The 23,966-nt window shown below is 56.0% G+C and carries 19 protein-coding genes; 7 read left to right on the forward strand and 12 right to left on the reverse strand.

Features of this window, described 5'->3' with window-relative positions; all coding sequences use genetic code 11:
- Nucleotides 1–20: 20 nt before the first annotated feature.
- Entirely contained in the window at nt 21–170 is a 150-nt protein-coding gene (locus ASB66_RS26305) for a hypothetical protein (protein ID WP_156545127.1), read from the reverse strand.
- Nucleotides 171–340: 170 nt separating this feature from the next.
- Here ASB66_RS26305 and ASB66_RS19815 point away from each other — a divergent pair, with 170 nt between their 5' ends.
- Nucleotides 341–1,411 (forward strand): DNA topoisomerase IB, encoded by a 1,071-nt coding sequence (locus tag ASB66_RS19815; RefSeq protein WP_060720105.1) that lies wholly within the window; start codon nt 341–343, stop codon nt 1,409–1,411.
- Nucleotides 1,412–1,788: 377 nt separating this feature from the next.
- Nucleotides 1,789–4,551 carry an autotransporter outer membrane beta-barrel domain-containing protein gene (locus ASB66_RS19820; protein ID WP_234613925.1) on the forward strand — a complete coding sequence of 921 codons (2,763 nt, stop codon included), beginning with the start codon at nt 1,789–1,791 and terminating at the stop codon, nt 4,549–4,551.
- Between the two features lie 110 nt (nt 4,552–4,661).
- Here ASB66_RS19820 and ASB66_RS19825 read toward each other — a convergent pair whose 3' ends face one another.
- Nucleotides 4,662–5,174: a hypothetical protein gene (locus ASB66_RS19825; RefSeq protein ID WP_060719989.1), complete on the reverse strand. Its 513-nt coding sequence runs from the start codon at nt 5,172–5,174 to the stop codon at nt 4,662–4,664.
- A 197-nt stretch (nt 5,175–5,371) separates the two neighbouring features.
- Between ASB66_RS19825 and ASB66_RS19830 the strand changes: the two genes are divergently transcribed.
- From ASB66_RS19830 to ASB66_RS19840, 3 genes are all read left to right on the forward strand, one after another.
- Nucleotides 5,372–6,325, forward strand: a complete 954-nt coding sequence (locus ASB66_RS19830) for a DUF1403 family protein (protein WP_060719990.1) — start codon at nt 5,372–5,374, stop codon at nt 6,323–6,325.
- 2 nt (nt 6,326–6,327) lie between these two features.
- On the forward strand, nt 6,328–7,026 hold the full coding sequence (gene scpB, locus ASB66_RS19835) for an SMC-Scp complex subunit ScpB (RefSeq protein ID WP_060720106.1): 699 nt from the start codon (nt 6,328–6,330) through the stop codon (nt 7,024–7,026).
- A 321-nt stretch (nt 7,027–7,347) separates the two neighbouring features.
- Nucleotides 7,348–8,067 carry a DUF72 domain-containing protein gene (locus tag ASB66_RS19840; protein WP_060719991.1) on the forward strand — a complete coding sequence of 240 codons (720 nt, stop codon included), beginning with the start codon at nt 7,348–7,350 and terminating at the stop codon, nt 8,065–8,067.
- A gap of 79 nt (nt 8,068–8,146) precedes the next feature.
- Here the strand turns inward: ASB66_RS19840 and ASB66_RS19845 are convergent, their stop codons facing one another.
- The 3 genes from ASB66_RS19845 to ASB66_RS19855 form a co-directional block, all read right to left on the reverse strand.
- Nucleotides 8,147–9,322 (reverse strand): zinc-dependent alcohol dehydrogenase, encoded by a 1,176-nt coding sequence (locus ASB66_RS19845; protein ID WP_070166144.1) that lies wholly within the window; start codon nt 9,320–9,322, stop codon nt 8,147–8,149.
- Between the two features lie 239 nt (nt 9,323–9,561).
- On the reverse strand, nt 9,562–9,789 hold the full coding sequence (locus ASB66_RS19850) for a hypothetical protein (RefSeq protein WP_060719992.1): 228 nt from the start codon (nt 9,787–9,789) through the stop codon (nt 9,562–9,564).
- A gap of 111 nt (nt 9,790–9,900) precedes the next feature.
- Nucleotides 9,901–10,428, reverse strand: a complete 528-nt coding sequence (locus ASB66_RS19855) for a DUF4142 domain-containing protein (protein WP_060719993.1) — start codon at nt 10,426–10,428, stop codon at nt 9,901–9,903.
- 929 nt (nt 10,429–11,357) lie between these two features.
- Here ASB66_RS19855 and ASB66_RS19865 point away from each other — a divergent pair.
- Nucleotides 11,358–12,488 (forward strand): efflux RND transporter periplasmic adaptor subunit, encoded by a 1,131-nt coding sequence (locus tag ASB66_RS19865; RefSeq protein WP_060719995.1) that lies wholly within the window; start codon nt 11,358–11,360, stop codon nt 12,486–12,488.
- Entirely contained in the window at nt 12,485–15,541 is a 3,057-nt protein-coding gene (locus ASB66_RS19870) for an efflux RND transporter permease subunit (protein WP_060719996.1), read from the forward strand. Before ASB66_RS19865 ends, ASB66_RS19870 begins: the two co-directional genes overlap by 4 nt.
- 115 nt (nt 15,542–15,656) lie before the next feature.
- Here the strand turns inward: ASB66_RS19870 and ASB66_RS19875 are convergent, their stop codons facing one another.
- The 7 genes from ASB66_RS19875 to ASB66_RS19905 all read right to left on the reverse strand — a co-directional run bounded on the left by ASB66_RS19875 (nt 15,657) and on the right by ASB66_RS19905 (nt 23,879).
- Entirely contained in the window at nt 15,657–16,616 is a 960-nt protein-coding gene (locus tag ASB66_RS19875) for a FecR family protein (RefSeq protein WP_060719997.1), read from the reverse strand.
- Nucleotides 16,617–16,945: 329 nt separating this feature from the next.
- A complete protein-coding gene (locus ASB66_RS19880) occupies nt 16,946–17,488 on the reverse strand; it encodes an RNA polymerase sigma factor (RefSeq protein ID WP_060719998.1) in 543 nt (180 codons plus the stop codon).
- A gap of 294 nt (nt 17,489–17,782) precedes the next feature.
- Nucleotides 17,783–18,577: an ABC transporter ATP-binding protein gene (locus ASB66_RS19885; protein ID WP_060719999.1), complete on the reverse strand. Its 795-nt coding sequence runs from the start codon at nt 18,575–18,577 to the stop codon at nt 17,783–17,785.
- Nucleotides 18,567–19,550: a FecCD family ABC transporter permease gene (locus ASB66_RS19890; protein WP_060720000.1), complete on the reverse strand. Its 984-nt coding sequence runs from the start codon at nt 19,548–19,550 to the stop codon at nt 18,567–18,569. Before ASB66_RS19890 ends, ASB66_RS19885 begins: the two co-directional genes overlap by 11 nt.
- On the reverse strand, nt 19,547–20,575 hold the full coding sequence (locus tag ASB66_RS19895; protein ID WP_060720001.1) for a FecCD family ABC transporter permease: 1,029 nt from the start codon (nt 20,573–20,575) through the stop codon (nt 19,547–19,549). Before ASB66_RS19895 ends, ASB66_RS19890 begins: the two co-directional genes overlap by 4 nt.
- Nucleotides 20,572–21,462 carry an iron-siderophore ABC transporter substrate-binding protein gene (locus ASB66_RS19900; protein ID WP_234613923.1) on the reverse strand — a complete coding sequence of 297 codons (891 nt, stop codon included), beginning with the start codon at nt 21,460–21,462 and terminating at the stop codon, nt 20,572–20,574. Before ASB66_RS19900 ends, ASB66_RS19895 begins: the two co-directional genes overlap by 4 nt.
- A gap of 101 nt (nt 21,463–21,563) precedes the next feature.
- Complete coding sequence (locus ASB66_RS19905) at nt 21,564–23,879, reverse strand: TonB-dependent receptor (protein WP_234823936.1); 2,316 nt, start codon at nt 23,877–23,879, stop codon at nt 21,564–21,566.
- Nucleotides 23,880–23,966 lie beyond the last annotated feature (87 nt).

The raw sequence follows: 23,966 nt of genomic DNA on the forward strand, positions 1-23,966 counted from the left end.
TCCCCTTTTCTTATAGAAACTCACAGAACCGCCAAAACGGTCAAATCAGTCAAAGCAATTTGCGTGCCACGCAACCACATCACCGATTCAGATGGCGTTTGCGACAATTCTCTATGTGGTTTTTGTGGTTTTTGTTCAAATTTCGGGCTTGAAGCAAAATGCGTGCTCAAATATAGGCCGCCCTCGCAGGTAGAGAGCTATGGCGTGACGTGTCAAAAGCTGCTTACAAGAACCCGCCGCCGTTCGGCCAGTTGGCGTCATCCCGGCAATTGAAATGCCGATCGCTGTCTGCGTCAGCCTGATCATGGAACCCGCAGGCCGTTCCATAGTTATTTCGGGAATGAACCAGATCACCACCGAAATCGATAGAAACGCGACCGAAGCCGAGCTTACGTCCGGGCTCGTTTATGTTGCAGGATTGGAGACCGGGATAACCCGGAAGATGGGTGCCAGAGGCTTCCTCTATTACCGGCCAGACGGGCGGCGAATTACCCAGGCTGATGAGATTGCTCGTCTAAATTCGCTGGCAATACCGCCCGCCTATACAGACGTCGTCATCTCGACCAATCCGTTCTCACACCTTCAGGCAATCGGCACGGATGCGAGAGGGCGTCGGCAATATCGATATCATAAAGACTGGCACGCCGAACGAGGTAAAGCCAAGTTCGAACGGTTGGCCGATTTCGCGTCCCGACTTCCAGACCTGCGCGAGAGGGTCGACATCGATCTTCGTTCGCGTGGCCTTAACCTCGACAAGGCGTTGGCAACCGTCGTATGGATGCTCGATAACCTCTATATCAGGATCGGAAACGCTGCCTATGCAGAGGCGAACAAGTCGTTCGGCCTGACCACGTTGCGCAGTCGTCACGTGCGGGTCGAAGGCGCCAGCGTTAAGTTTCGGTTCAAAGGCAAATCCGGCAAGGAATGGAACCTTGCCCATAGTGACCGGCGGATCGCCAATGTCCTGCGAAAACTACAGGAACTTCCAGGGCAGCATCTTTTTCAATACGTTTGCGATCAAGGCGGATGCAGACCGATCTCCTCGCATGATGTGAATGCCTATATCCGAGAGATGACAGGTGACGATTTTAGTTCACGCCAGTTCAGGACGTGGGGCGCAACGTGCATGGCAGTGGAGGCACTGGCTTCTGCCGAGCCCGCTACGACGAAACGCGAACTGGCCCGCCAACTCAATGAAGCGATTGACGCAGTCGCTGCGAAGCTGGTCAATACACGATCTGTCTGTCGGTCTTCCTACATACATCCCGCCGTGTTCGAAGACTTCCAAACGGGTACGCTTCGTGATGTCCTTAAGTTGAAAACCACGAGTGAACGCCTTCTTCAATGGATGGACGAAGGCGAGATCCAAGTGCTAAAATGGCTGAAGAAACAAACGATATCCAAGGGCTAGCCTAACGCTGCTTACGTCAGATCGGTTGTGCATCGTGACCGATCACTCCAAATCATCGAAGATGATCTCCCGATGGAAAATGGAGGATTTCATTAACCAAGCTCGGATAACAATCGTTAACCGTCCCGTAGATGTATACGGGCGTCCGCTAACGTTGGCCGATCGAGATGAAACCATTGCTGCCAGCATTCCGTCACCGATTATGTGTGTTCACAGCACTGGCCTCCACTGTGTTGCCCACGCATTGCTTCGCGCAATCGGCATGGTCCGGAAACGCTGACAACGAATTTAGCAATGCATCGAACTGGATCCCCTCGGCGCCAGGGGCTAGCGATGATGCGCATGTCGATACAGGCTCTCCACAAGTCACCAACGAGGTGACAGTCAATCGTCTGGACGTTGATGGAGGAAACGTCACCATCACCGACACAGGTGCATTGACCGCCACGAACGGCACCACGATCACCTCAGGCAGCGTTAGCGTCAATGCGGGCGGGGTGATGAACTCGAACGTCAGCCTTGATGGCGGTAGCCTTTCCATCAATGGCAACCTCAATGGCCAGTTGACGCTCAACAACGGCAACGTCACCGTAAACGGTGAGCTCAGTGGTGCCATGGTAGAGACAGGGACCGCGCTGTCCAACAATGGCACTGTTGACGAGGTCAATATCTCCACAGGCGGGACCTTCGTCAATAATAGCGGCGCGACCGCGGGCGAAGTTACCAATGCCGGGACGGCATCCAACGCCGGAACGATCGGAAGCCTGACCAATACCGCCGGAAATTTTACCAATAATGCCGGCGGGACAATTTCGGGAAAGACGACGGTTTCGGGTGGAACCGTCACCAACAATTTCGTCGTTACCGAAGCCGATGTCGCGGCGGCGGCGGCATTCGTCAACAACACCGGTGCAACAGCCGGCGCAGTCAGGAATTCAGGCACCGTCGTCAATGCGGGAACCATTGCCTCGCTACAGAACGATGCCGGTACATTCACCAATGATGTCGGCGGGGTGGTTACGGGGGATAGCACTATTACCGGTGGCAGCGTGACGAACAACGCCACGCTTCACAACGTCGATGTTGCAGCAGGTGCAACATTCACCAATGCCAGCGGTGCCACCGCCGGTGTCGTCGTCAATGCAGGCAATTCGTCGAATGCCGGGACCATCGAGAGCCTGACCAATACGGCTGGAAATTTTACCAACAATGCAGGCGGTACGATTACCGGCAAATCAACAATCACAGGCGGAACCGTCACCAACAACTTCGTCATCACCGATGCGGACGTTGCTGTCGCCGCACTATTCGTCAACAACTCTGGAGCAACCGCTGGCACTATAAAAAACTCTGGCACGGTGACCAATGCGGGGACCGTCGCGGCGCTTCAAAACGATGACGGTACTTTCACGAACAATTCTGGCGGTACCGTTACGGGTACAACGACGGTCAGCGGAGGTCGTGTTGTCAACAATGCCACATTGGCTGATGTCGATAATGAGGCGGCGGGCGAATTCATCAACAACAATGGCGCTGTGGCAGGCACGGTTACCAATTCTGGCAGCGCCTCGAACGACGGAACAATCGCCGCGCTCGTCAACACTGGCGGCATCTTTTCCAATACCGGCACGATTGATGGAACGGCCACGATTGCAAGCGGTTCGCTGATCAACGATGGAACCGTCGCCGGAGCAGTCGTCATCGATGAGGGCGGACTTCTTTCAGGCAACGGGACCATTGGCGAGCTTTTCGTCAACGCAGGCGGTATACTTTCCCCTGGGCGAGACATAGGAACGCTCACCGTCGATGGTGATGTGACCTTTCGCACAGGGTCGATCTACCAGATCGACATCAATGCCAACGGTGCCTCTGACCGGGTGGATGCGACAGGCACGGTCTCCATCCAAGGGGGAACGCTTGAAATTAGAGCGGCAGGTGGCAATTACGGGCTGACAACCACCTATACCATCCTGACTGCAAGCCGCATCACTGGCACCTTCGACAGCGTTTCAAGTGATTTCGCTTTCCTGACGCCAACGTTGACCTATGGTGTCACCACGATAGACATGCAGCTCGACCGCAATAGTGTAGCATTCGAAGATGTCGCGGATACCGCAAACGGCCAGGCAACCGCTGTTGCCGTTGAAGCCTTGGGGACAGGAAACTCGATTTACGATGCGGTCCTATCACTGAACTCCTCCACTGCGAACAGCGCCTTCTCGCAATTGAGCGGTGAAGTTCATGCCTCGCTCAAAACCGCGCTGCTGTGGGAGAGCCGTTTTGCACGCGACGCGGTGCTTGACGAAATGGCCTTGGATCTTGATCAGCGCAAGGAGGATGTGACGGTCTGGAGCAACAGCTTTCTATCGTCCAACAGTTGGTCAGGGAATGGAAATGCAGCCGGAATCGATACCCGCACCGCAGGCGTCGTCATGGGAGTGGATGCGTCGGTCTCCGACCCGTGGCGTCTCGGCGGCTTGGTGGGTTACAGTCATGACTCGTTCGAGCAGGGGAAGACCGAGTCCTATCACGCAGGTCTCTATGCTACGGGTGATATTGGCGCCTTGAACGTTATTGGCGGCGCCATCTTTTCCCATAACGACGCATCAACCCTGCGCGATATCTCCTTTGGAACGATTTCCAGCCAGCTCACCGCTGACTATGCCAGTGTCACCAGCCAGGTTTTCGCAGATCTCTCTTGGACGCATGAACTTGATACGATCAAGCTCCAGCCCTTCGGCAACTTAGCCTATGTCAATCTCAAGACTGATGCTTTCCGCGAAAATGGCGGCGATGCGAGCCTGTTGGCAGCAAAAAGCAGTGACGAGATTGCAATCTCCACGATCGGCCTGCGCTGGTCTTGGAGGTGGCCGGAAGACAATTTCCCTGTTGCCGTCTCCGGCATGCTGGGCTGGCGGCATATCGAAGGCGACGTGGCGCCGTATTCCAATCTTGCATTTGCTGGCGGCACACCATTTGTCGTCGAAGGCGTGGAAATGCCAAAGGATGCTCTGCTGGCGAAGTTCGGGATTTCCACCAGGCTTTCGAAGTCGGCCCGCCTGACGTTCAGTTATTCCGGCGAGTTTGGCAAAGGTCTGCGGTCAAGCGCAGCGCAGGTCAATCTGGCAGGGAGTTTTTAAACCCGTATTACCACGAAACGCTTGGCGCGTTGCAAGGGCCGTTGTTGATTTTCGCGCCGAATTAGCGAGCTTTTTCGTTTCAGAATGACCCCGCTTCCGTGATGAAGTGGTCAGCCCCGACGCAGGTCGATCCGACTGGTAACGATCGACTTCCCTGTAGCCGGATCGGTATCCACAGTCGTCAGGCGCATGCCGGAAGCTCCAACTTTTTCGATTGTCATCTGCGCGCGTCGATCACCATTGACCTCTTTCGCCCAATTGATTGCAAGGTTTATGGCATCTCCACCGCGTTTGCCGTTCAGGCCCGCGACGCCCGTACCCGCACCCACGTAAGAGCCGCTATAGGTCACGCCGTTGATCTTCAAATCGGCGCTGATGGCGCGAGAAAACACAACGAGGCTCGTACAGCGTCCATTCAATGCCAGCGATTGAGCCGTTGTGTTTGATTTGAATCTGCAGGTGACGTTGATCGTGGGTGCATTCGTGCGCACCTTGACCGTTCCTTTGCCGCTCCAGCTTCCCGCCAGTGTTTTCAAGAAAGCGGACTCGTCGGCGTAAGCACCGACCGCAGTCATCATCCATGTCATCGTCACGGTAATCGCGCTTGCAAGAACCTTGTTCATGATCGTGTCTTTCAGACAGGGGAACTCCATTACCTGGATGTTCTGCATATTGAGGTGAGGATTGTTACATCCCCACAACCCTTTAGCCGGGCAAGAAGTTCCGAATGTTGATTATCGAGTTGGAACCAGCACGAAAGAATGTGCGGTTATGGCAATCTCTCTGGATTAAACCGCGCCCCTGATCTATCCTCTTTCACATGGATTCGCGCACCCCCACCTCAGAGCCGCCCTCGAGCTGGTCACCTCGTATTCCAGGCTGGGCCTTCTTGCGTGATCGCGACATTCCCGAATCCGACGCGGCGTTCTCTGCCGGTATCGCTCTGAAATCGCTTGACGATCTGATACGGGGCGATCCGCCTTGGCTCGGCTGCTGGCGCGACCGCCTTGCCCTGAAGTCGGCTGCCATCGCCGCCAGAATGTATGGCCGCAGCGAGGACGAACACGCGTTGCGTGACGCGCTTTTATTGACGGCACCCGGTGACGATCCGGGCCCCGCCGGTAAGCTGTTTTTGGCTACACGAATGCTGTCGCGCCAAACCGGGACGATCACCACACCATTTATACAAGAGCTTGCCGCGCTGTTGGATCTTCACTGGGACAACGGGCTTGCCTCTATTGCCGACGTGGTGGATTCTGCGATTCAATCCGGGCGAGCGGTGCCCTTCGTGGCAGTGGACCTGATAGTAGCGATTTGCGCACTCCGCCCGGACACTGAAGTGCTGGCCCTTGGGTTGGCCGACGTCGTTCTTTCCCAAAAACTGAAGTGGCCAAAACCCGTACCAGTGCTACTGCCTGAACGTTTTGGTCCGTCCTTCCGAACAATCGGTGGTCGGGGTCGCGTTCGTCCGGGCGAGCCAACTTATCCAAAGGCGATCTGCCTGGCACTGGTCGATGGAGTTGACGCAGCACTCCGTTCCGCCGTTGATGTTGATCGACGCGCGGCACAGCTGCTGGCTGTCGCACCGAAGGTTCGCACCAAAGGTGCCGATCCGGTGATCCGCAGATTGCTGAACGAAGATGCCGTGCTGGCCTCGGCGCCTGGCAGCGGTCTCTCCCGCTGGGCGGCCAACCGGCTGTTCGAGCGGCTGGAAAGCTTTGAAGCGGTGCGCGAACTCTCCGGTCGTTCCTCTTTCCGGGTGTTTGGACTGTAATGATGGCCGGATCCCCTACAGCCAAACAATCCCGCAAGGAAAGGGCGAACGCCGCAGCCGAACGGCTGTTTGATCGGGAGCTAAAGGACCTGCCGCCGGAACTGCGCTGGCGGGAATGGATGCTGAGAATCGAGGCGGTGATCTTTGCCTCAGCCGAGCCGGTCAGCCGGGAGACTTTGGCGCGGGTGGTGGGAAAAGAGTGCAGCATCGATCTGCTGATTGACGATCTCATCGAGGAACTTTGTTCCCGACCCTACGAACTTGTGTCGGTCGCCGGTGGTTGGCAACACCGAACTCGGGTGCGGTACGCTGAGACGATACGCGCCTCAACTGCTCCAACGCGCGGCGCATCAGCGAAGTTGTCGGAGTTTGAGGCGATGGTGTTGATGGCGGTGGGGTATTTCCAGCCGGTTACCCGGTCGGAACTGAGCAAGATCTTCGGCAAGGAGGTCAGCCGCGATACCATTGCAGCGCTCCGGGGCGCTGGTTTCATTGCCTCAGGGCCTCGCAGTCCGACCCCTGGTGCGCCCTATACCTATGTAACCACCAAACACTTCCTGTCCGCCTTCGATATGGAGACATTGCGTGACCTGCCAGACATCGAAGCGCTTGAAGATGCTGGACTGCTGAGTAGATATGCCGTGCAAAGCGAGATCAAGCCGGCGCAGCCCAACGGTACCGATGACGATCTTATGGAGTAAGGTCGATGGCCTCAACCCCATCCATATCAGTATAGACACGCTTGCCTAGTTCCACGTCGAGCGATGACTTCAACTCATCGATGCGCCTTGAGACGCCTGCCTTTGTTGGCTCATCGCCGCTCTCCCAATCGCCTGGTCGTTCCGCGTGTTGGAGGAAGCATCATTTTTCGCGTGTCAGTCATAACCCACGCTTGAACTCGTTCTTCAAACGTCCAGCATACTCATTCCCGTCGGCTGCCAAACAGTTCTGGAACTCTGTGATGGCGTCGACGGTTCCCCTAGGGAAAGCAAGCGTGAACGGCTCATTAGGAGATAATCGATATGCCGATCATAGCAACCGCTGCCTGGTCGATTCCGAAAACAGTTGCCGACCGATTTGCCGAGGAAGGCAGCGGATTGACGAGATATGCGTCAATATTCAACGGCGTGGAAATCAACTCGACCTTCTATCGACGGCACAAGACATCGACCTTCGTGCGGTGGGCCGAGTCCGTGCCCGACAGTTTCCGATTTTCGGTCAAGATCCCCAAAGAGATCACCCATACCCGGGCTATGCAAGATATTGAGGAGCCGTTCGGGACATTTCTCGAGGATATAGCGCCTCTTGGAGAGAAACGCGGTCCGTTGCTTTGCCAATTGCCGCCATCTCTATCGTTCAATGGCGAGAAGATCGAAGCTGCATTTAAGACAATGCGGGACGCCGATTCCGGACGGATCGTGATCGAGGTACGGCATAAAAGCTGGACATCGACGGAGGTGACAGACCTGCTCAAGACATACGAGATAGGTCGCGTTCTTGCCGACCCGGCGCCGGTGTGGCCGCTAGAAGACTTTAAAGAAGCTCCCTGCTATGTCCGTTTGCACGGTAAGCCGAAAATCTACTATTCGAGCTACAAGGACGACGAGATAAGCTCGTTTTCAAAGCTGCTAGCCCCGGATAGCTGGTGCGTCTTCGATAATACCGCGTCCGGCGCTGCAATTGAGAACGCCCTGAAGATGAAGGGTTTGATGAGAGACGGGGCCGTAGCCAACACTTTTTAAAGGAAAGTTTCGATGCCATGCTTTGGCATCGAAACTTTGAGGCACGTCCTTGAGGGCGTCCGCCCCAGCATCCACCGTCTTACGCCGTCAGTACGACTTTAATGCAGTTATCCTTCTTGTCTCGGAATGTTTCGTAGAGGGCTGGGCCGTCCTCGAGCTTCGCCCGATGCGTGATGATGAAACTCGGGTCGATTTCCCCTTCCTCGATGCGGCGAAGCAGATCGAGCGAATACCGGTTCACATGGGTCTGGCCAGTGCGGATCGTCAAGCCCTTGTTCATCGCAGCCCCAAAAGGGATCTTGTCGAGGAAACCGCCATAAACGCCAGGAACTGACACGATTCCACCCGGACGGCAGGCCATGATCGCGGCTCGCAGGGCATGTGGACGATCCGTGCCAAGCAATGTGGCTGCCTTCACTTTATCAACAATTGCATCGAACGAGGCCGTCGCGTGCGATTCCGCACCAACGGCATCAATGCATTTATCGGCGCCATGACCACCGGTCATTTCCTTGATCCGATCCGGGATGGTTGCGTCCTCATCGTCGAAATTGATGATCTCTGCTCCGGCTTGCTGCGCCAGCGCCAGACGCTCAGGAACGTTATCGATCGCGATAACGCGTGCCGCCCCCTGCATAAACGCACTTTTGATACAAAACTGGCCAACCGGGCCACAGCCCCAGATGGCGACGATATCCGTCGGTTCGATCTCACAGTTGGCTGCGGCCATCCACCCGGTTGGGAAAATGTCGCCCAGAAACAGTGCCTGTTCATCGGTCATCCCATTGGGAATGACGATTGGGGAAACATCGGCGTAGGGAACGCGAACATACTCAGCCTGACCGCCGGCATAGGCGCCAGTCAGGTGCGAGTAGCCGAACAGACCGGCGGTCGGATAACCGAATGCCTTGGTTGCGTTATCGGCAGTGCGGTTGGTGCGTTCGCAGACAGACCAGTTGCCTTTAAGACACTGCTGGCATTCACCACAACAGATAGTGAAGGGTACGACGACCCTGTCGCCGACCTTCAGTTTCTTGTTGTCGCGACCGACTTCAACGACCTCGCCCATGAACTCGTGGCCAAGAATATCACCCTTTTCCATAAAGGGAATGTAGCCGTCCATGAGATGCAGATCTGAGCCGCAAATTGCACATGCGGTCATCTTGATGATGACGTCACGGCCGTCTTCAATTTGTGGATCTGGAACGCTGTCGCAGCGGATGTCGCCCTTGCCATGCCAGCACAGTGCTTTCATAAAATATCTCCTCGAATGATTAGTGGATCGCGGTGGTCCAGTCGGCGCAAATCCGAATGGTGACAGCCAAAATGAGAGCAAAAACCCGATAATGTAGACTGGCCAGCGGTTATTGATCGGACGGTTGAACGGCCAATGGCGAGATCAATCATGGCCACGCAGAAAGACAGGCGGTAGCGCATAGCATCGCGTTTTACCGCCGTTCCAGAATTTTGCGCCTTGCGGACCAGGGGGGTGCGTTACCCTCGAAACTCGCCGTCGTTCATGTCGCGATCATCGTAATTGATATCCCAGTCCTTGGCTTGCTTGCGACCAGGGGGCTTGCTGTTCACGGTGGCATCATCCGAATGGGTAATGACGCGTGGTTTTGCGCTGCTAACTCCATCGTTCGAGCCACCCGCATGGTTGCTTTCGGATCGGCCGCGCGCATCCTGCTCGACTTTCGATTTCTGATCTTTAGTCTGCATCTTACCACTCCTGATTTGGCTGGCCGGGATTTTCACTGGTCCCAGATCTGATAAGCATCAGCGCTCTGGCCTCTTCATCGGCCAGCCGTGCCAGCGTTCATGTCAAACCGCTTACGTGTTGAGATCCTTCACCATCATGAGATGATGGTCCAGTGCCGGTCGTGTTGTCGCGGCCCAGGTCTTGAGATCGGCATTATCGCCGTCCTCACCGTAACGCTTGAAAAGATCGACCGCATCTTCATGGACGGATTCCTGATCGGCGTGGTACTGCTTGTTGAAGTCTTCACCTTGTAAGCCATTCAGCTTGTCGAGCATGGTCTGCTGGCTTGATGTCATCGCCTGAGGAAGTGGGGCTTTGACCTTTCCGCTGGCGATCAATGCCTTCAGTTCGTCAGTGGTTTTCTGGTGATCGGACAGCATCTTCTGCGCAAATGCCTTTGTCGAGGCATCACCGCGCTCGATTGCAAGCTTGCTTGAGGCGATCTCAAACATGTCGCTGGTGGCTGCCTCCTTCACGAAATCTTCTGTCTTCGGGGCAACGCCGATCAGGGAATTGACGCCGGACGTCTCGGCTGCAGATTGTGCCAGGGCGGGTCCCGCAAGGATGAGAGCAAGCGACGCTATAGCCAGATGTTTCATTGGAACCTCCATGATTGTCGTATTGACCTAACAACGATCTAGCGTTGAGTGTTCCAACTCATTTGCTCCAATTTCTGTATTTTGCGTTCTCGAGATGAAAAACAGCTTCGGCGATGGCCTTTTGCACCGAGCGATCATCACGCGGACTACCAATGGAAACTTTGGGATCGTATGCCGCTGTGGCACCGTTGCGGGGTTGGAAACCTCCAGCAGACAGGCGGGAAGTTCAGACCGACGCCTTGGGCGAATGGCGCCATATTTGTGGCGACATGCAGTCGCGTGATCGCAGACGGTTTTCGGTACAGCTAGAGTTTATGAAGACCGAGGAATTTTAAGGTTGGCTGCCTGATAGAGCGATGGAATAATGACTGCAACGATCTCGCAAACGCATATTTCCAGAAGGCCGGGAGATGATACTCCTGGCATAGGTACCATCACTGCTAAACCTGGCAACTGGGCAACAGGAGCAACACAGCTACATTACTAGGTGTGCAGACACCAGATCGGGCATCTTTACATATTTTTACATATTCTTAACTGACATTAACACGAAGATGCTTATAGTGCGCCCGAATGCTAGGGCACCACCAATTCAAGCGGAGTACCATTATCAAGTCCATATCGATCTTCGCCACCACGGCATTGCTAAGTTTGAAGGGACGCGAAAGTCTTTCGGACAAGCAGTTGAGTGACGACGCTATTGTGGATTCTGATATTGCGATAACGCCTGATTTTTGGGCGACTGCTATCGACGTTAATACGGCGTGCTTTCGAGTGAACGCACCACATAGCGATGCGTGCCCTCCTGCTATCACCTTCATTGAAATCAAGCGCGACATCGTCCGCTCTTGGGTCGCACCCCGCACGTCTCCGGGAGGCGAATGCATCGCCCTTGTGGGTACGCCGACCTCTGCAATGGGAATTTATTGATGAGCAAATTTTCTATCCGCTCTCTCGCGGCGATCCTCGCCATGGGGTCCTTTGTCATGGTCACCTTCGCTGCCCGAAGCCAGGATAGTGAACAAAAGACGGATCAAGCAGCCGCACTGAGCGTGAGCTTGGTCAAGCCGGAGGTTTTGCTTTGGCCCGTGATTATCCCCGCAAGTGGTCGTCTTGCCGCCTGGCATGAAGCGACAATCGCAGCAGAAACCAGCGGTATGAAGGTCACCGATGTTAAAGCAGATGTTGGTTCATACGTGAAAAAGGGCGATTTGCTGGTGCAGTTTGCGCCGGAATCTGCCCAAGCTGACCTGGAGCAACAACAGGCGAATGTTGAAAAAGCGGAAGCCGATCTTGATCAAGCAATAGCGAATGGTGACCGCGCCCGAGGATTGACGAGTTCTGGCGCATTATCAAGCCAACAAATAAAAGAATATCTGATTACCGAGCGTAAAGCCAAAGCCTCCCTCTTTTCGGCGCGGGCTGCGTTGGCATCGTCCCAACTCACCTTGGACAGGACCAAGGTTTACGCAGTGGACGACGGGGTTATATCCGAACGCTCCGCATCTCTTGGAGATGTCGTCACCGCCGGTGGCGAGTTGTTCAAGCTGATCCGGCAAAATCGTATCGAATGGAAGGCAGAATTGCCATTTAATCGGCTGGCTGATGTCAAGGTCGGAACAAAAGCCGTCATCCCAACGCCGCGTGGCGATGCGCACGGTGAGGTCAGGATGGTGGCACCTTCGATGTCAACCGACAATGGTCGCGTGATCGTCTATGTGACGCTGCAACCCACTCAAGGGATTGAAGCACCAAAAATCGGCGTTCTGGCCAGCGGTTACTTTGAATTCAACCACACGGATGCGCTCACCGTGCCCGCCGCGGCCGTCATTCTCAAGGACGGCTTCTCATATGTGTTCGTTTTGAACTCGGCAGACAAAAAAACGGTGACACGCAAGCGGGTAAAGCTTGGACGGCGGCAGGATGATCGCGTCGAAATAACTTCAGGAATTGAGAAGACCGAAGACGTTGTGGCGTCAGGCGGTGTATTCCTGGCAGACGGCTCTATTGTCCACGTTGTAGACAACAATGATGCCGTGACGAAGGAGGAATCGAAGTGAATTTCTCCTCTTGGTCTATTCGCAACCCCGTCCCGCCGTTGCTGCTTTTTGCATTGTTGACGGCCTGCGGCCTTTGGGCGTTCAATCGTCTCGACATCCAAAACTTCCCGGATATGGATCTTCCAACCATCAATATCAGCGCGACGCTGGACGGGGCGGCAGCAGCCCAGCTTGAAACGGAAGTCGCCCGGAAGATCGAGGACAAACTGACCGGCCTGAGCAAGCTGGATTCAGTGACCACGACGATCACGGACGGCTCAGTAAGCATTTCAGTCGCTTTTGAGGTTGGGAAAGACACGCAAGCCGCATTGGACGAGGTCAAAAGCGCTGTCGATCAAGCAAAAAGCGACCTGCCACAAGATATGGATGATCCAACGGTCTCAAAGCAATCGTTGAATTCTTCTCCGCTGATTACCTTCGTGGTGCATTCCGACAAACTGGACGATGCAGAACTGTCGTGGTTTATCGATAACGACATGTCAAAAGCACTGATGGCTGTCAAAGGCGTGGGTGAAGTTGGCCGTTTGGGCGGCATCGATCGGGAGATCAGGGTAGAACTCAACTCTAACATGCTCGACAGCCTGGGATTGACCGCCAATGACGTGAACACCCAGCTTGAAGCCGTGCAAACCTATCTGTCTGGCGGCAAAGGACTAATTGGCGGTGAAAGCCAGTCTGTGCGTACCGTGGTTGCGGCAGAAACTGCCGATGAACTGCGCGCAATGCCTGTCCCACTGCCAAAGGGCAGTTGGGTCAGGCTGGACGAACTCGGCACAGTAACCGATTCCCAAAGCGATTTGACCTCGCTTGCCTATCTCAATGGCAAACCCGTCATTGCCGCGCAGATTAAAAGGTCGAAGGGCTATTCCGATATCGCCGTCACCGATGATGTCCGTACAGCAATGAAGGCCTTTGCTGCGGCCAATCCGCAGGTGACGATCGAGGAAGCCTACAACACCATTGTTCCGACCGAGCAAAATTATGAATCGTCCATGGACATGATCTACGAGGGTGCGGTCATCGCAGTCTTGGTGGTCTGGATGTTCCTGCGCGATTGGCGTGCAACACTTCTGGCGGCGGTCGCTCTGCCGCTGTCGATTATACCGACATTCCTTGCCATGTATTTTTGTGGCTACACGCTGAACACGATCACGCTGTTGGCGCTGTCCCTGGTCGTCGGTATTCTTGTCGATGATGCGATCGTCGAAATCGAGAATATCGAGCGACACCTGAGAATGGGAAAAAGCCCCTTCGATGCTGCCATGGAAGCGGCAAACGAGATCGGCTTGGCGGTTATCGCCACAACCTTCACATTGGTCGCCGTGTTTTTGCCGACCGCCTTCATGGGCGGGGTGGTTGGCATCATCTTCAAGCAATTCGGCATCACGGCCTCAGTGGCTGTTCTTGCTTCTCTTCTGGTCGCGCGATTGGTCACGCCGATGATGGCGGCTTACATATTAAAGCCAGGCAGTACAGAAGAAAAAGAAGACGGTCGTTTGATGCGGTCCTATCTCTGGCTCGTAAAAGGGGCGCTCCGGCGTCGCTGGATACCGGTGCTGGGGACTGTCGGATTTTTGGCATTCACGCTTCTGCTTCTGAGCCATTTGTCGACCGGCTTTTTTCCGGCATCTGATGATGCGCAAACCAAGGTCACCATCACGACGCCGACGGGATCGACGATTGAGACAACGGACGAAGCGTCTCGAAAGGCGTCCGAGATCATCGCCAAGGTTGATCATGTTACCTCGGTGTTTCAAGCAACAGGGACAGCCTCCACCGGAGGAGGTGCAAGCAGCACCACAACATCCAGCACCAACAGTGCCACGATTGTTGTCAACCTGACACCGATTGGCGAGCGCGATGTCAAGCAGTCACAAATCGAAGCCGATTTACGAAAAGCTTTGGAAAAAGTGCCGGGCCTGCGCCTCGAAACAGGCACTGGTGGCAATGGCACGGAGCTCACGCTCACCTTGTCAGGGGATGATTCCGAAATTTTGGAAAAGGCCGCCGCTAGCCTCGAGACGGGTCTGCGCACATTGTCAGGCATTGGCAACGTGACATCCTCTGCTGCCATGCAGTCGCCAGAGATCATCATCAAACCGGATTTGGCGAAAGCCGCGTCCTTGGGCGTGACGTCCAAGGCGATTGCTCAGGCTATTCGCGTGGCGACGGCAGGAGCGTATGATACCGCGCTGTCCAAGCTTAATCTTCCAGAACGTCAGATCAATATCCGGGTCATGCTGGACACAACAAATCGCCAGTCACTGGACGCAATATCTCTTATCCCGGTTGAGGGCAGCGCTGGCAATGTTGCCCTTGGGGCAATTGCTGATATTTCAATTGGGTCCAGCCCAAGCGAAATCAATCGGCTCGACCGATCGCGCAATGTCACACTCACCATTGAGCTGAATGGCAGGAGCCTGTCCGAAGTCACCGCTGAGGCCGCCCAATTGCCAGGCTATAGAAACTTGCCACAAGGCGTAAAATTTGTCGAACAGGGCGAATTGAAGCGCCAAACTGAGTTGTTCAACAGTTTTGCGACAGCGATAGCCGTTGGCATCTTCTGCATCTACGCCGTTCTTGTTCTCCTCTTCCATGATTTCCTGCAGCCGGTCACAATCCTGATGGCAATTCCGCTGGCGCTTGGCGGGGCTATGCTGCCGCTTGTGCTCACCGGCACCAGCTTCTCGATGCCTGCGGTGATTGGTCTGCTCCTTTTGATCGGAATCGTCTCCAAAAACTCCATTCTGCTCGTGGAGTATGCGATTGAGGCACGCCGAGGAGGCATGTCTCGCTACGATGCCCTTGTCGATGCGTGTCACAAACGTGCGCGTCCGATCATTATGACCACAATCGCCATGGCTGGCGGCATGGCACCAGCAGCGCTCAGCCTCGTCGCTGGCGATTCGAGCTTTCGTCAGCCGATGGGCATTGTCGTGATTGGCGGGTTGTTGACCTCAACCTTCTTGAGCCTCCTGGTCATCCCAGTGGTGTTCACATTTTTAGATGACCTTCTCGTCTGGCTTAAAGCGAGGTTCGGACTGAGTTCGTAGACTTGCAACATCTGACCGGAAAATGGGAACAGGCGTTCCGCGGCCCCATGTCAAAGCGGAGGCAAGTCAACCAGAGTGTTTATGAACAGCAGTGATGAACAGAGTTCTGCGGATATTATGACTGATGGATAACGATCAAGGGACCTAAACGTGTGGCGTCCAAGCCAAGCGCCTTTTTAAGGAAGGCAAGCGCGTCTTTGGTATCCGCAATCTTGATCGTGCCGCTGACACGACGACGTGCCAGCGCTGAGCTCGCAATGACGATGCGGCCTCGGAAATGCCGGTTCATTTCCTCAACGACATAGGAAAGAGGCGCGTTGTCCACGGCGATTTGTCCGCGCCTCCATGCGAGAGCGACGAGGCCGTCGACTGGTGTCACGTCTGTCGTTTTCCTGGCGTAATCGTAGACCGCCTGCTCGCCTTCGTTCACCCGCAGAGAGGCTGCGTGCGCGCCATCGCGCTCAAGCTGCACCGCATTCTCCGTGACTGTCACCTCGGTATCCTCTTTGCCGTAGCGAACATCGAACGCTGTGCCGAGTGCGACCACCTTTGTCTCACCAGCCACAACCGTGAAAGGTCGTTCAGGCGCATGAGCGACCTGAAAGAACGCTTGGCCCCGCAGGAGGCGGATGATGCGGTGACCCTCGGTAAAATCCACGGCAATTGCCGAGGAGGCATTGAGCTGGACAATGGAACCATCCTCCAGTGTACGAACGGGGGTTTCGTCGGTACCGGCGATCATGTCCGCTTGAATGCGCAGCGGCCCATCGAGTGCGAAGAAGGCGCCGGTTGCAAGGGCTGCCACCAACAGTGTTGCGATGATCGGCTTGGCCAGGTTGCGGGGGCGCATGTCGATATTGGCCAGAGCAGGATCGGACTGAATCGCGCGGCTGGCGTCGCCCATCAGAAACTCGGCTGCCCTGTAGGTCCGACAGTTTTCCGGGTCGCGCTTCAGCCATGTCTCAAAGAGAGCCCGGTCGTCCGGCGATTGGTTTGGGTCACCGTTGCGCAAAAGCCAGTCGGCCGCCTCGCGGTTTCGTCTTTTCTGACTGTCACTCGATTCCTTGACCGACATAGTTTACTCCGGACGCATCCTACGACCTCTACAGTGTCATACGCCATATATGGCGCACAAAGGTTCGCTGTAGCGCTTTATATCCGCTGCATAATTTTCGCCTTAAATCGATTCCGCTTTAAGGCAGTATACAGTAGACGTTTGACATCCACGGTTTAGGACACTGACAACTGTCCAATCGCAAGGATGTGACCGTTCTGCGTTCATGATACGGGATTCTTTGGGGATCAAGAGTTTGTCAGGGACAGGTGGTCACCGGTCTTCCCGAAAAGACAAACCAAAACAAAAGAAACGAGAGTCTGTCTGGTTCAATTTGAACCTGACTGACTCTAAAGAATCCGGTCAAGGCAATGGGCAAACGCACGCCGTAGGTGCCGGTCGACCATGTTCCTTGAGATGTTGAGCCTGGTGCTGATCTGGTCTGGTGTCAGATGATGGAGGCGATGAAGAATGAAGACGACACGTCGCCTCTCTGGCAGTTCCGCAATCGCTTCGCGAAGGGCTGCAAGCCGCGCTTCTATTTCCAGACCGTGGTCCGGCGCGTGCCCGGTACTTGGCGCCGAGAGGGCCTCCCGCTCCGATCCTGAGAACAGCCGGGTTTCCTTCGTTTCCCGGCGTTGGCGGTCAATGCCGAGATTGATGGCGGCGCGGCAGAGAAAGGCCTTGATCGACCGCTTGTTCAGCAGAACCTCTGGTTTGGCGGCGAGCTTCACATAAAGATCGTGCACGACGTCGCGGGCCGTTGAGCTTGGGTGTCCCCGTCGGCGCACCGCATTGGTGATATCAGCATAGTGTGCTTCCATGGCTCGATTGAGCAACTCGCTGCTGTCAACGGTGTCCCAGACAAGGGACGAGGAGGAAGATCTCGACATCTGCACATGGTTCCCAGCGGACGGTAGGTCAGAATAGACGCGGCTGAACCGTCATGGGGAATGGCTAGACAATCCCGAAAAGACGTGCAAGTGCAATGCTTTAGAAATATGGGGCTTCATTCTATTACGGCGAGATAAAAGAAGACTTTAAAACTCATCTTTGTGTCTGATTTCCTTGTCTGAATCCGTCTGATCGCCTTCACCTGCTGGTGGCAAAGCAAACCGGGTCTTATCAAAAATAGCAAGAAGTGTGATATTTTGGTGACATTCCTTGCGGCCTCAGAGAAGGCTGCTTCAGAGCGGAATGCACAAAGGCGTTCCGGCAACGGGATCACGGATCACCATGCTCTTGACGTTGAAGACATCGGCGATCGTTTCTGCACTGATAACCTCGTCAGGTGTTCCGATAGCCCTGATCCGACCGCCCTTCAACAGGGCAATGTGTTCGGCGTAGCGTGCGGCCTGATTGATGTCGTGCAGCACCGCCACGACGGTCTTTCCGCGCTTTGCGACCAACATCGTAATCAGCTTCATCAGTTCAATCTGATGCTCGAGGTCGAGATAGGTTGTTGGCTCATCAAGAAAGATGGTCTCACCCTGTTGCGCCAGCGTCATGGCAATCCAGGCGCGCTGCCGCTGGCCGCCGGAAAGCGTATCCAGCATGCGGCTTGCAAGATCTGTCGTGCCCGTCAGCATGAGGGCCTCGTCGCACGCCTGCTGATCCTCAAGACACCAGCGACTGAACAGCGACTGGTGCGGATAGCGCCCTTGACGGACGAGATCGGCAACGGTCAGCCCCTCCGGCGCAACAGGCCCTTGCAGCAACACGCCCACTTTTCGCGCCACCTCGCGGGTGGAAAGCTGCGATACATCAAAGCCATCAAGGATAATGCTGCCAGCGGATGGTTTCATCAACGCTGCGAAAGCGCGCAGGATTGTCGATTTGCCGCTGCCATTAGGGCCAAGCAGCGCTGTAAAGCGCTGTTGCGGAATGGCAAGATCGAGATTTTCGACGATACGCCGGTTGCCATAGGCAATATCAACGCCCTTGCTGGTGATTCTGGCAGCGCCTTGCGGATTAGTGGTCATGGCGACGTCTCCAGAGAATATAGCCAAAGAAGGGAGCACCCACGAACCCGGTTACGATTCCGGCGGGGATCTGCACCGGAGGCAGGATGACACGACCGATGAGATCTGCGGCGACAACCAGACAGGCACCAACAAGGGCAGCGACAGGAAGCATCCGAGCGTGGGACACTCCTGCCAGCCGACGCGCGATATGTGGCGCGACAAGGCCGACAAAGCCGATGAGACCGGACACGGCAATGGCGGCACCAGAGAGTACGGTCACTAGCAGGATCATCAGGCCCCGTATGCGATCGACGGGCTGGCCGAGGCTCCTTGCACTATTGTCACCGAAGCGGATGAGGTCGAGTTCCCGCGCGGCGAGAAGGGTGAGTGCGATTGGCACGATGAGCCAGAGCGCAAGCAACCGGACCTTGACCATGTTGGCGTCATAGACGCTGCCAGCTAACCATACCAGCGCCCGCTGAACGTCGCCAATGTCGCCGAAGGCTGACAGGAAGGTGGTGCCGGCGGAAGCGAGGGCGGAAAGACCGATGCCGATCAGGATGATGCGCAGCGAAGACGTGCCGCTGCGCCAGGCGAGCGCAAAGACGGCAAGGGCCATGGCGCTGGCACCCAAAAAGCCCGCCACTTGCAGAAGCGCCACAGGCGGATCATTGATCAACACAATGACAGCCATGGCCGCGGCAGCCGCACCGCTGTTGATGCCCAGAACGCCCGGATCAGCAAGCGGATTGCGCATGATGGCAATGCTGACCGTTCCGGCGAGCGCGAGTGCTACGCCAACGAGGAGCGCCAAAAGAACGCGCGGAAGGCGCAGATCCCAAACAATCATTTCGCTCTGCAACTGGGCACGGCCCGTGCCCATCAACACGTCGTAGAGTTCACGCCAACCCAAGGACACGTCGCCAAAGGCGAGACTTGCTGCGACGAGAACTGAGAGCAGAAGTATCAGGACGAAGACAAGCCGGATCATGCTCCGTCCCTTAGCCGTGTGCGGGCGAGATAGAGGAAAAACGGCGCGCCGATCAACGCAATGGTGACACCGACCGGAAAGCTCTGGCTGCCAAACACCAATCGTCCGGCCGTATCTGCCACGATCACCAGCAAGGCACCGCCAAGTGCAGAAAAAGGAATGATCCAGCGATAGTCAACGCCGATGCACATCCTGGCCACATGGGGCACGACAAGCCCGACGAAGCCAATCGGTCCGGCAAGTGCGACGGCACCACCGGCAAGCAAAATGACCACGGCGACCGATAGGCCGCGCCAGAGGATTTGGTTTTGGCCGAGCGCGCGCGACGTATCCGCGCCAAGGCTGATTGTTGTCAGATGACGGCCAAAGGGCAGGGCAGCGATGAGCCCGGCAATGATATAGGGTGCAACGGTCTTGACTTGCTCGATGTTTCGCCCCGTGACAGAGCCTGCGGTCCAGAGGCGCACGGCATCAAGAGTGCTCTGGTCGAAGATCAACATAACTGTAGTCACAGAGGTCAGGAAGGTCGCAACGATGGCGCCCGCCAGCACGAGCCTGAGCGGGGATTGCCCCACCCTTCCCAACAAGCCCAGCACATAGACAATGGTCGCCGCGATGGCCGCGCCGAGAAAAGCAAACCAAACGTAGATGTCGCCGATACCGGAGCCGAAAATGGCCATGATGGAGACCACTGCAAAGGCCGCGCCTGCGTTGATGCCCAGCAGGTCCGGTGAGGCGAGGGGATTGTTTGTCACTGCCTGCATGATGGTACCGGAGACAGCCAGTGCGCTGCCTGCAAGCAATGCCGCAAGGGCACGTGGCAGGCGAATGGTCATGACGATCAGGTGATCCCGCGACGTCTCGGATGCGAAGAGTGCAGAGATGACTTTGGCGGGCGGCATCATCGCCGCGCCCAGCGAGATGGCGAACACGGTGGCGAGCATGAGCAGACAGAGCAATGCGGCAAGCGCAAGCATCCGTCCAGCATCGGTTTCTGCAATATAGCCAGCCGTGCGGTCGGTCATGGGGCCGTCAGGATGAAGCGTTCGACATCGTCGAGGATACGGTTTGCCGAACTGATGCCGTAGAAGCTCTGCCAGGGGCCGCGATCGACCCGATGGGCGCGACCTTCGCGAACAGCGGGCAGCAATTGCCAGAGGGGATTTTCCGTTACCTGCTTTTCCAACGCGTCATCCGGCCCGCTTTCGAAACCGCTGGCGGAAACATAGAGCAGCACGTCGCCATCAAGATTTGCCAGTTCCTCCCAGTCTGGCCGCTTCACGATCGTGCCGTCGGTCACGGTCTCATAGGCCGTGCGCTTCACGCCTGCTTCATGCAGCACCGCAAAGGGGGCGTAGGCGTTCGGTCCGTCGACAAACACGACAAACCGATCAGGGGCCAAACGGACGGTGGAGACCGTGAGTTTCTTGTCTTTCACGCGTTCACGAATGGCCGAGACACGGTCATTATAGGCCGTCAAGGCACTCCTTGCCACACCTTCACGACCGGTCACTTCGGAAAGGCGCTGGAGATAGACCTTCCAGTCCATGTGCTTGAAAAGCACCGTTGGTGCAATCTTGGCAGCCTGCTCAAAGATGCCTGAATGAGCCTCCGCAGAACCGATGATAAGATCCGGCTTCAAGGCTGCGACACGTTCCAGGCTTGGCTCCCTGGGATTGCCGAGATCGACCATTTTTTCGGCCCTGACCACCTCGAGCACTTCGCTTTCCGTGATTGCCATATAGGGGGTGGCGATGACAGGCGCCTTGAGTTCGATCAGCATTCCAAGTGTGATCAGCGGGTCGAGCGTGACGATCCGTTTTGGCGCAGCCGGAATGCAGAGGGGCGGATTGTAGACGTCCTCGGTCAGAAAGGTCCCCTGGCAGGCGGCCTGCGCCAGTGAACCGGTCATAAGAAACGCGAGGAGAAACAGACAGAAACGCAAGAGGGCCACCATTTTGTCGCCGGAAATCGAAAACGGCTGCGGGGTAATGCCCCCGCAGCCCGAGATAATCAGAACTTCGCCCGGAGGTTCAATCCGAATGATCGACGCTTGCCAGCCTGGCCGTAAGGCAGAGAGTAATCCGGATCAATCAACGTGAAGTATTTTTCATCCGTCAGGTTCTCCGAAAACAGCGTCACTTCCCAGTTGTTCTTCTTGAAGCCCACCTGCGCGTTGACGATGAAGCGCGCATCGATCTTGTACATGCCATTCGTACCGAAGCGCGAATTATAGCTGGTCGTGTATTTGGCATCGGCACCGACAAAAACTCCATTTTGGAACTCGTAACGTCCGCCAAAGCCCAGGCTCCATTCCGGTGCTTCGGGAAAGGATTTGCCGTCCTGCGGTTCGCTGAGTGCGGCATGGTTGAAGTCGATGAACTTGGTGTTGAGGTAACCGATCGATGCAAAGGTCGTTAACTGGTCCGTGACCTGCATGGACGGTTCGATTTCGAAACCCCAGGACCGAGATGTGGCGGCGTTCGAAATGATGCGATAACCGGGGATCGAGGGGTCAGGCCGGATCTCGACCTGCTGATCCGAATACTTGGTGTAGAACAGATTGGCATTCAACGTCAGGCGGTCGTCCAGCAGCGTTCCCTTGTACGAGAGTTCGATGTTCTTGGAGTATTCGGGATCATAGGTGCCGAGTTCACCCGTCACGCGGTCGAGATAGGACCCACCCGAGCGGAAGCCTTCAGTATAGGTGAGCCCCACCTTCTGGTTGCTGCCGAACTCCTTGGATATGCCGATTTTAGGAACGAAATTATACTCGGTGAGGGACGTCGGGTCACCAGTCAGGACAGGGGAGTCATCGATCAGACCGGAATAATTCTGCTGGTGGTCCTTGTCTCTCAGGTAATCCAGGCGTCCGCCCAGCGTCGCAAACCAGGTCGGCGCAAATTCGTAGGTCGCTTCACCGAAGATGGCCAGGTTCGCGGTTGTGCGGTGCTGCGTGTCATTCTGCTGGTAATAATCGAACGCAACGATATCCGTGGCACCATCCCACTTTTCGTAGCTGCCATAGATGCCGGTCACCCATTTCCAGCGATCGCCTTCGTAGTTCAGGCGGAATTCCTGGGTGAGGATGGAGTTGTCATCTTCGCCGGTGATACCGTTGACGACATTTTCGGTGCCATAATCAATGGAGCGCCGGTTGTTGATGCCATATTGATAGCCGGTCTGCGATGTGAAGCGCAGGGTTTCAGAAATGTCGTGGGTGACCTCAAGTCCGAGATTATGGGCCTCGGTCCAGCGATATTCGGTGTACGTGACAGGCGCGTTATTGAAATCGCCCCGTCCCGAATAGAGCCCGACGAGTGCGTCGTTCGGCCGGTCCTTCGAATAGGAATAGGTGAGCACTGCGCGGGTATCCGGCAGCTCTGACGGCGTCAACAGCAGCTTGGCGCGCGCTATGCCGCTGATATCGGTGATCAAATCGTCGTAATTGTCGTATGACTTGAAATCGGAGTAGCTAGGCTGGGCCTTCGAACGTTCATAGGACCCGGAGAGCCGTAGCGCGACTTGATCCTCGACGATAGGCGTATTGACCGTGATGGCGGTGCCCACGAGATTATCGGTACCAACGGTGGTGGAAACCTCGACTTCTTTCTCGAAGGTCGGATCCTTCGATTTGATATAGACGGCTCCGGTCATGGCGGCGCGGCCGGAGAGCGTTGATTGCGGGCCGCGATAGACCTCGACCTGCTCAACGTCCCAGAGATTGCGTGTGCCGAAGCGGGCATTGTAGCGCGTCTGAAGGATGCCATCGATATAGATGGAGCCTGCTGGCCCACCGGACGATACCAGACCCTCGGAACTCATGCCGCGGATCACGAAACCAGCGTTGACTGTGGCGCTGTCCATCGTATTCGCCATGCGACGAAACGTTTCCTGCGTGGTGCGGATCTGGCTGTTCGCCAGGCTTTCGGCCTTGAGAATAGCGACACTGCTTGTCGTACCGCCGAGGGTGGTCGCATTGCGGGCACCGTAGATCACGATGGGTTCGAGCAGGGTCCCGTCCTGCTCCGGGTTTCCTGAGGCAGAAGTCGCATTCTGCAAGGTGACGCGGTTTTCGCCGGCAAAGCGCGCATCGACGCCGGTCCCTGCAAGCACGGCCTTCAAGGCCTGTTCGGGTGTCAACGTCCCATTCACGCCGCGGGTTGATTTGTTTTGGGCAACCGACGCGTCGAACAGAATCTGGAGGCCCGTCTGTGCAGCAAGGCTGTTGAGCGCCGGCGTAAGCGGACCGGCCGGTACGGAAATCGCGTGCTGCGACATTTGAGCCTGCGCCTCACGCACCATTGCCGGCACGGTCGGTGTCAACATCACAAGCGCCGATCCTGCTAAAAGGACGGCTCTGAGGCTCGCCCGGGCCTCGCGTGTAGTGGAAAAAATCTTCGTCATAGAACCCCC

The sequence above is a fragment of the Gillisella vitis genome (genome assembly GCF_001541345.2).
Taxonomy (GTDB): domain Bacteria; phylum Pseudomonadota; class Alphaproteobacteria; order Rhizobiales; family Rhizobiaceae; genus Allorhizobium; species Allorhizobium vitis.

Excerpts from the sequence above, each read along its gene's own strand:
- ASB66_RS19815 (WP_060720105.1), top strand. The coding sequence starts at position 341 with ATGAACCAGATCACCACCGAAATCGATAGAAACGCGACCGAAGCCGAG.
- ASB66_RS19825 (WP_060719989.1), bottom strand. The coding sequence starts at position 5,174 with ATGAACAAGGTTCTTGCAAGCGCGATTACCGTGACGATGACATGGATG.
- ASB66_RS19830 (WP_060719990.1), top strand. The coding sequence starts at position 5,372 with ATGGATTCGCGCACCCCCACCTCAGAGCCGCCCTCGAGCTGGTCACCT.
- scpB (WP_060720106.1), top strand. The coding sequence starts at position 6,328 with ATGGCCGGATCCCCTACAGCCAAACAATCCCGCAAGGAAAGGGCGAAC.
- ASB66_RS19840 (WP_060719991.1), top strand. The coding sequence starts at position 7,348 with ATGCCGATCATAGCAACCGCTGCCTGGTCGATTCCGAAAACAGTTGCC.
- ASB66_RS19845 (WP_070166144.1), bottom strand. The coding sequence starts at position 9,322 with ATGAAAGCACTGTGCTGGCATGGCAAGGGCGACATCCGCTGCGACAGC.
- ASB66_RS19850 (WP_060719992.1), bottom strand. The coding sequence starts at position 9,789 with ATGCAGACTAAAGATCAGAAATCGAAAGTCGAGCAGGATGCGCGCGGC.
- ASB66_RS19855 (WP_060719993.1), bottom strand. The coding sequence starts at position 10,428 with ATGAAACATCTGGCTATAGCGTCGCTTGCTCTCATCCTTGCGGGACCC.
- ASB66_RS19865 (WP_060719995.1), top strand. The coding sequence starts at position 11,358 with ATGAGCAAATTTTCTATCCGCTCTCTCGCGGCGATCCTCGCCATGGGG.
- ASB66_RS19875 (WP_060719997.1), bottom strand. The coding sequence starts at position 16,616 with ATGTCGGTCAAGGAATCGAGTGACAGTCAGAAAAGACGAAACCGCGAG.
- ASB66_RS19880 (WP_060719998.1), bottom strand. The coding sequence starts at position 17,488 with ATGTCGAGATCTTCCTCCTCGTCCCTTGTCTGGGACACCGTTGACAGC.
- ASB66_RS19885 (WP_060719999.1), bottom strand. The coding sequence starts at position 18,577 with ATGACCACTAATCCGCAAGGCGCTGCCAGAATCACCAGCAAGGGCGTT.
- ASB66_RS19890 (WP_060720000.1), bottom strand. The coding sequence starts at position 19,550 with ATGATCCGGCTTGTCTTCGTCCTGATACTTCTGCTCTCAGTTCTCGTC.
- ASB66_RS19895 (WP_060720001.1), bottom strand. The coding sequence starts at position 20,575 with ATGACCGACCGCACGGCTGGCTATATTGCAGAAACCGATGCTGGACGG.
- ASB66_RS19900 (WP_234613923.1), bottom strand. The coding sequence starts at position 21,462 with ATGACCGGTTCACTGGCGCAGGCCGCCTGCCAGGGGACCTTTCTGACC.
- ASB66_RS19905 (WP_234823936.1), bottom strand. The coding sequence starts at position 23,879 with ATGTTGACACCGACCGTGCCGGCAATGGTGCGTGAGGCGCAGGCTCAA.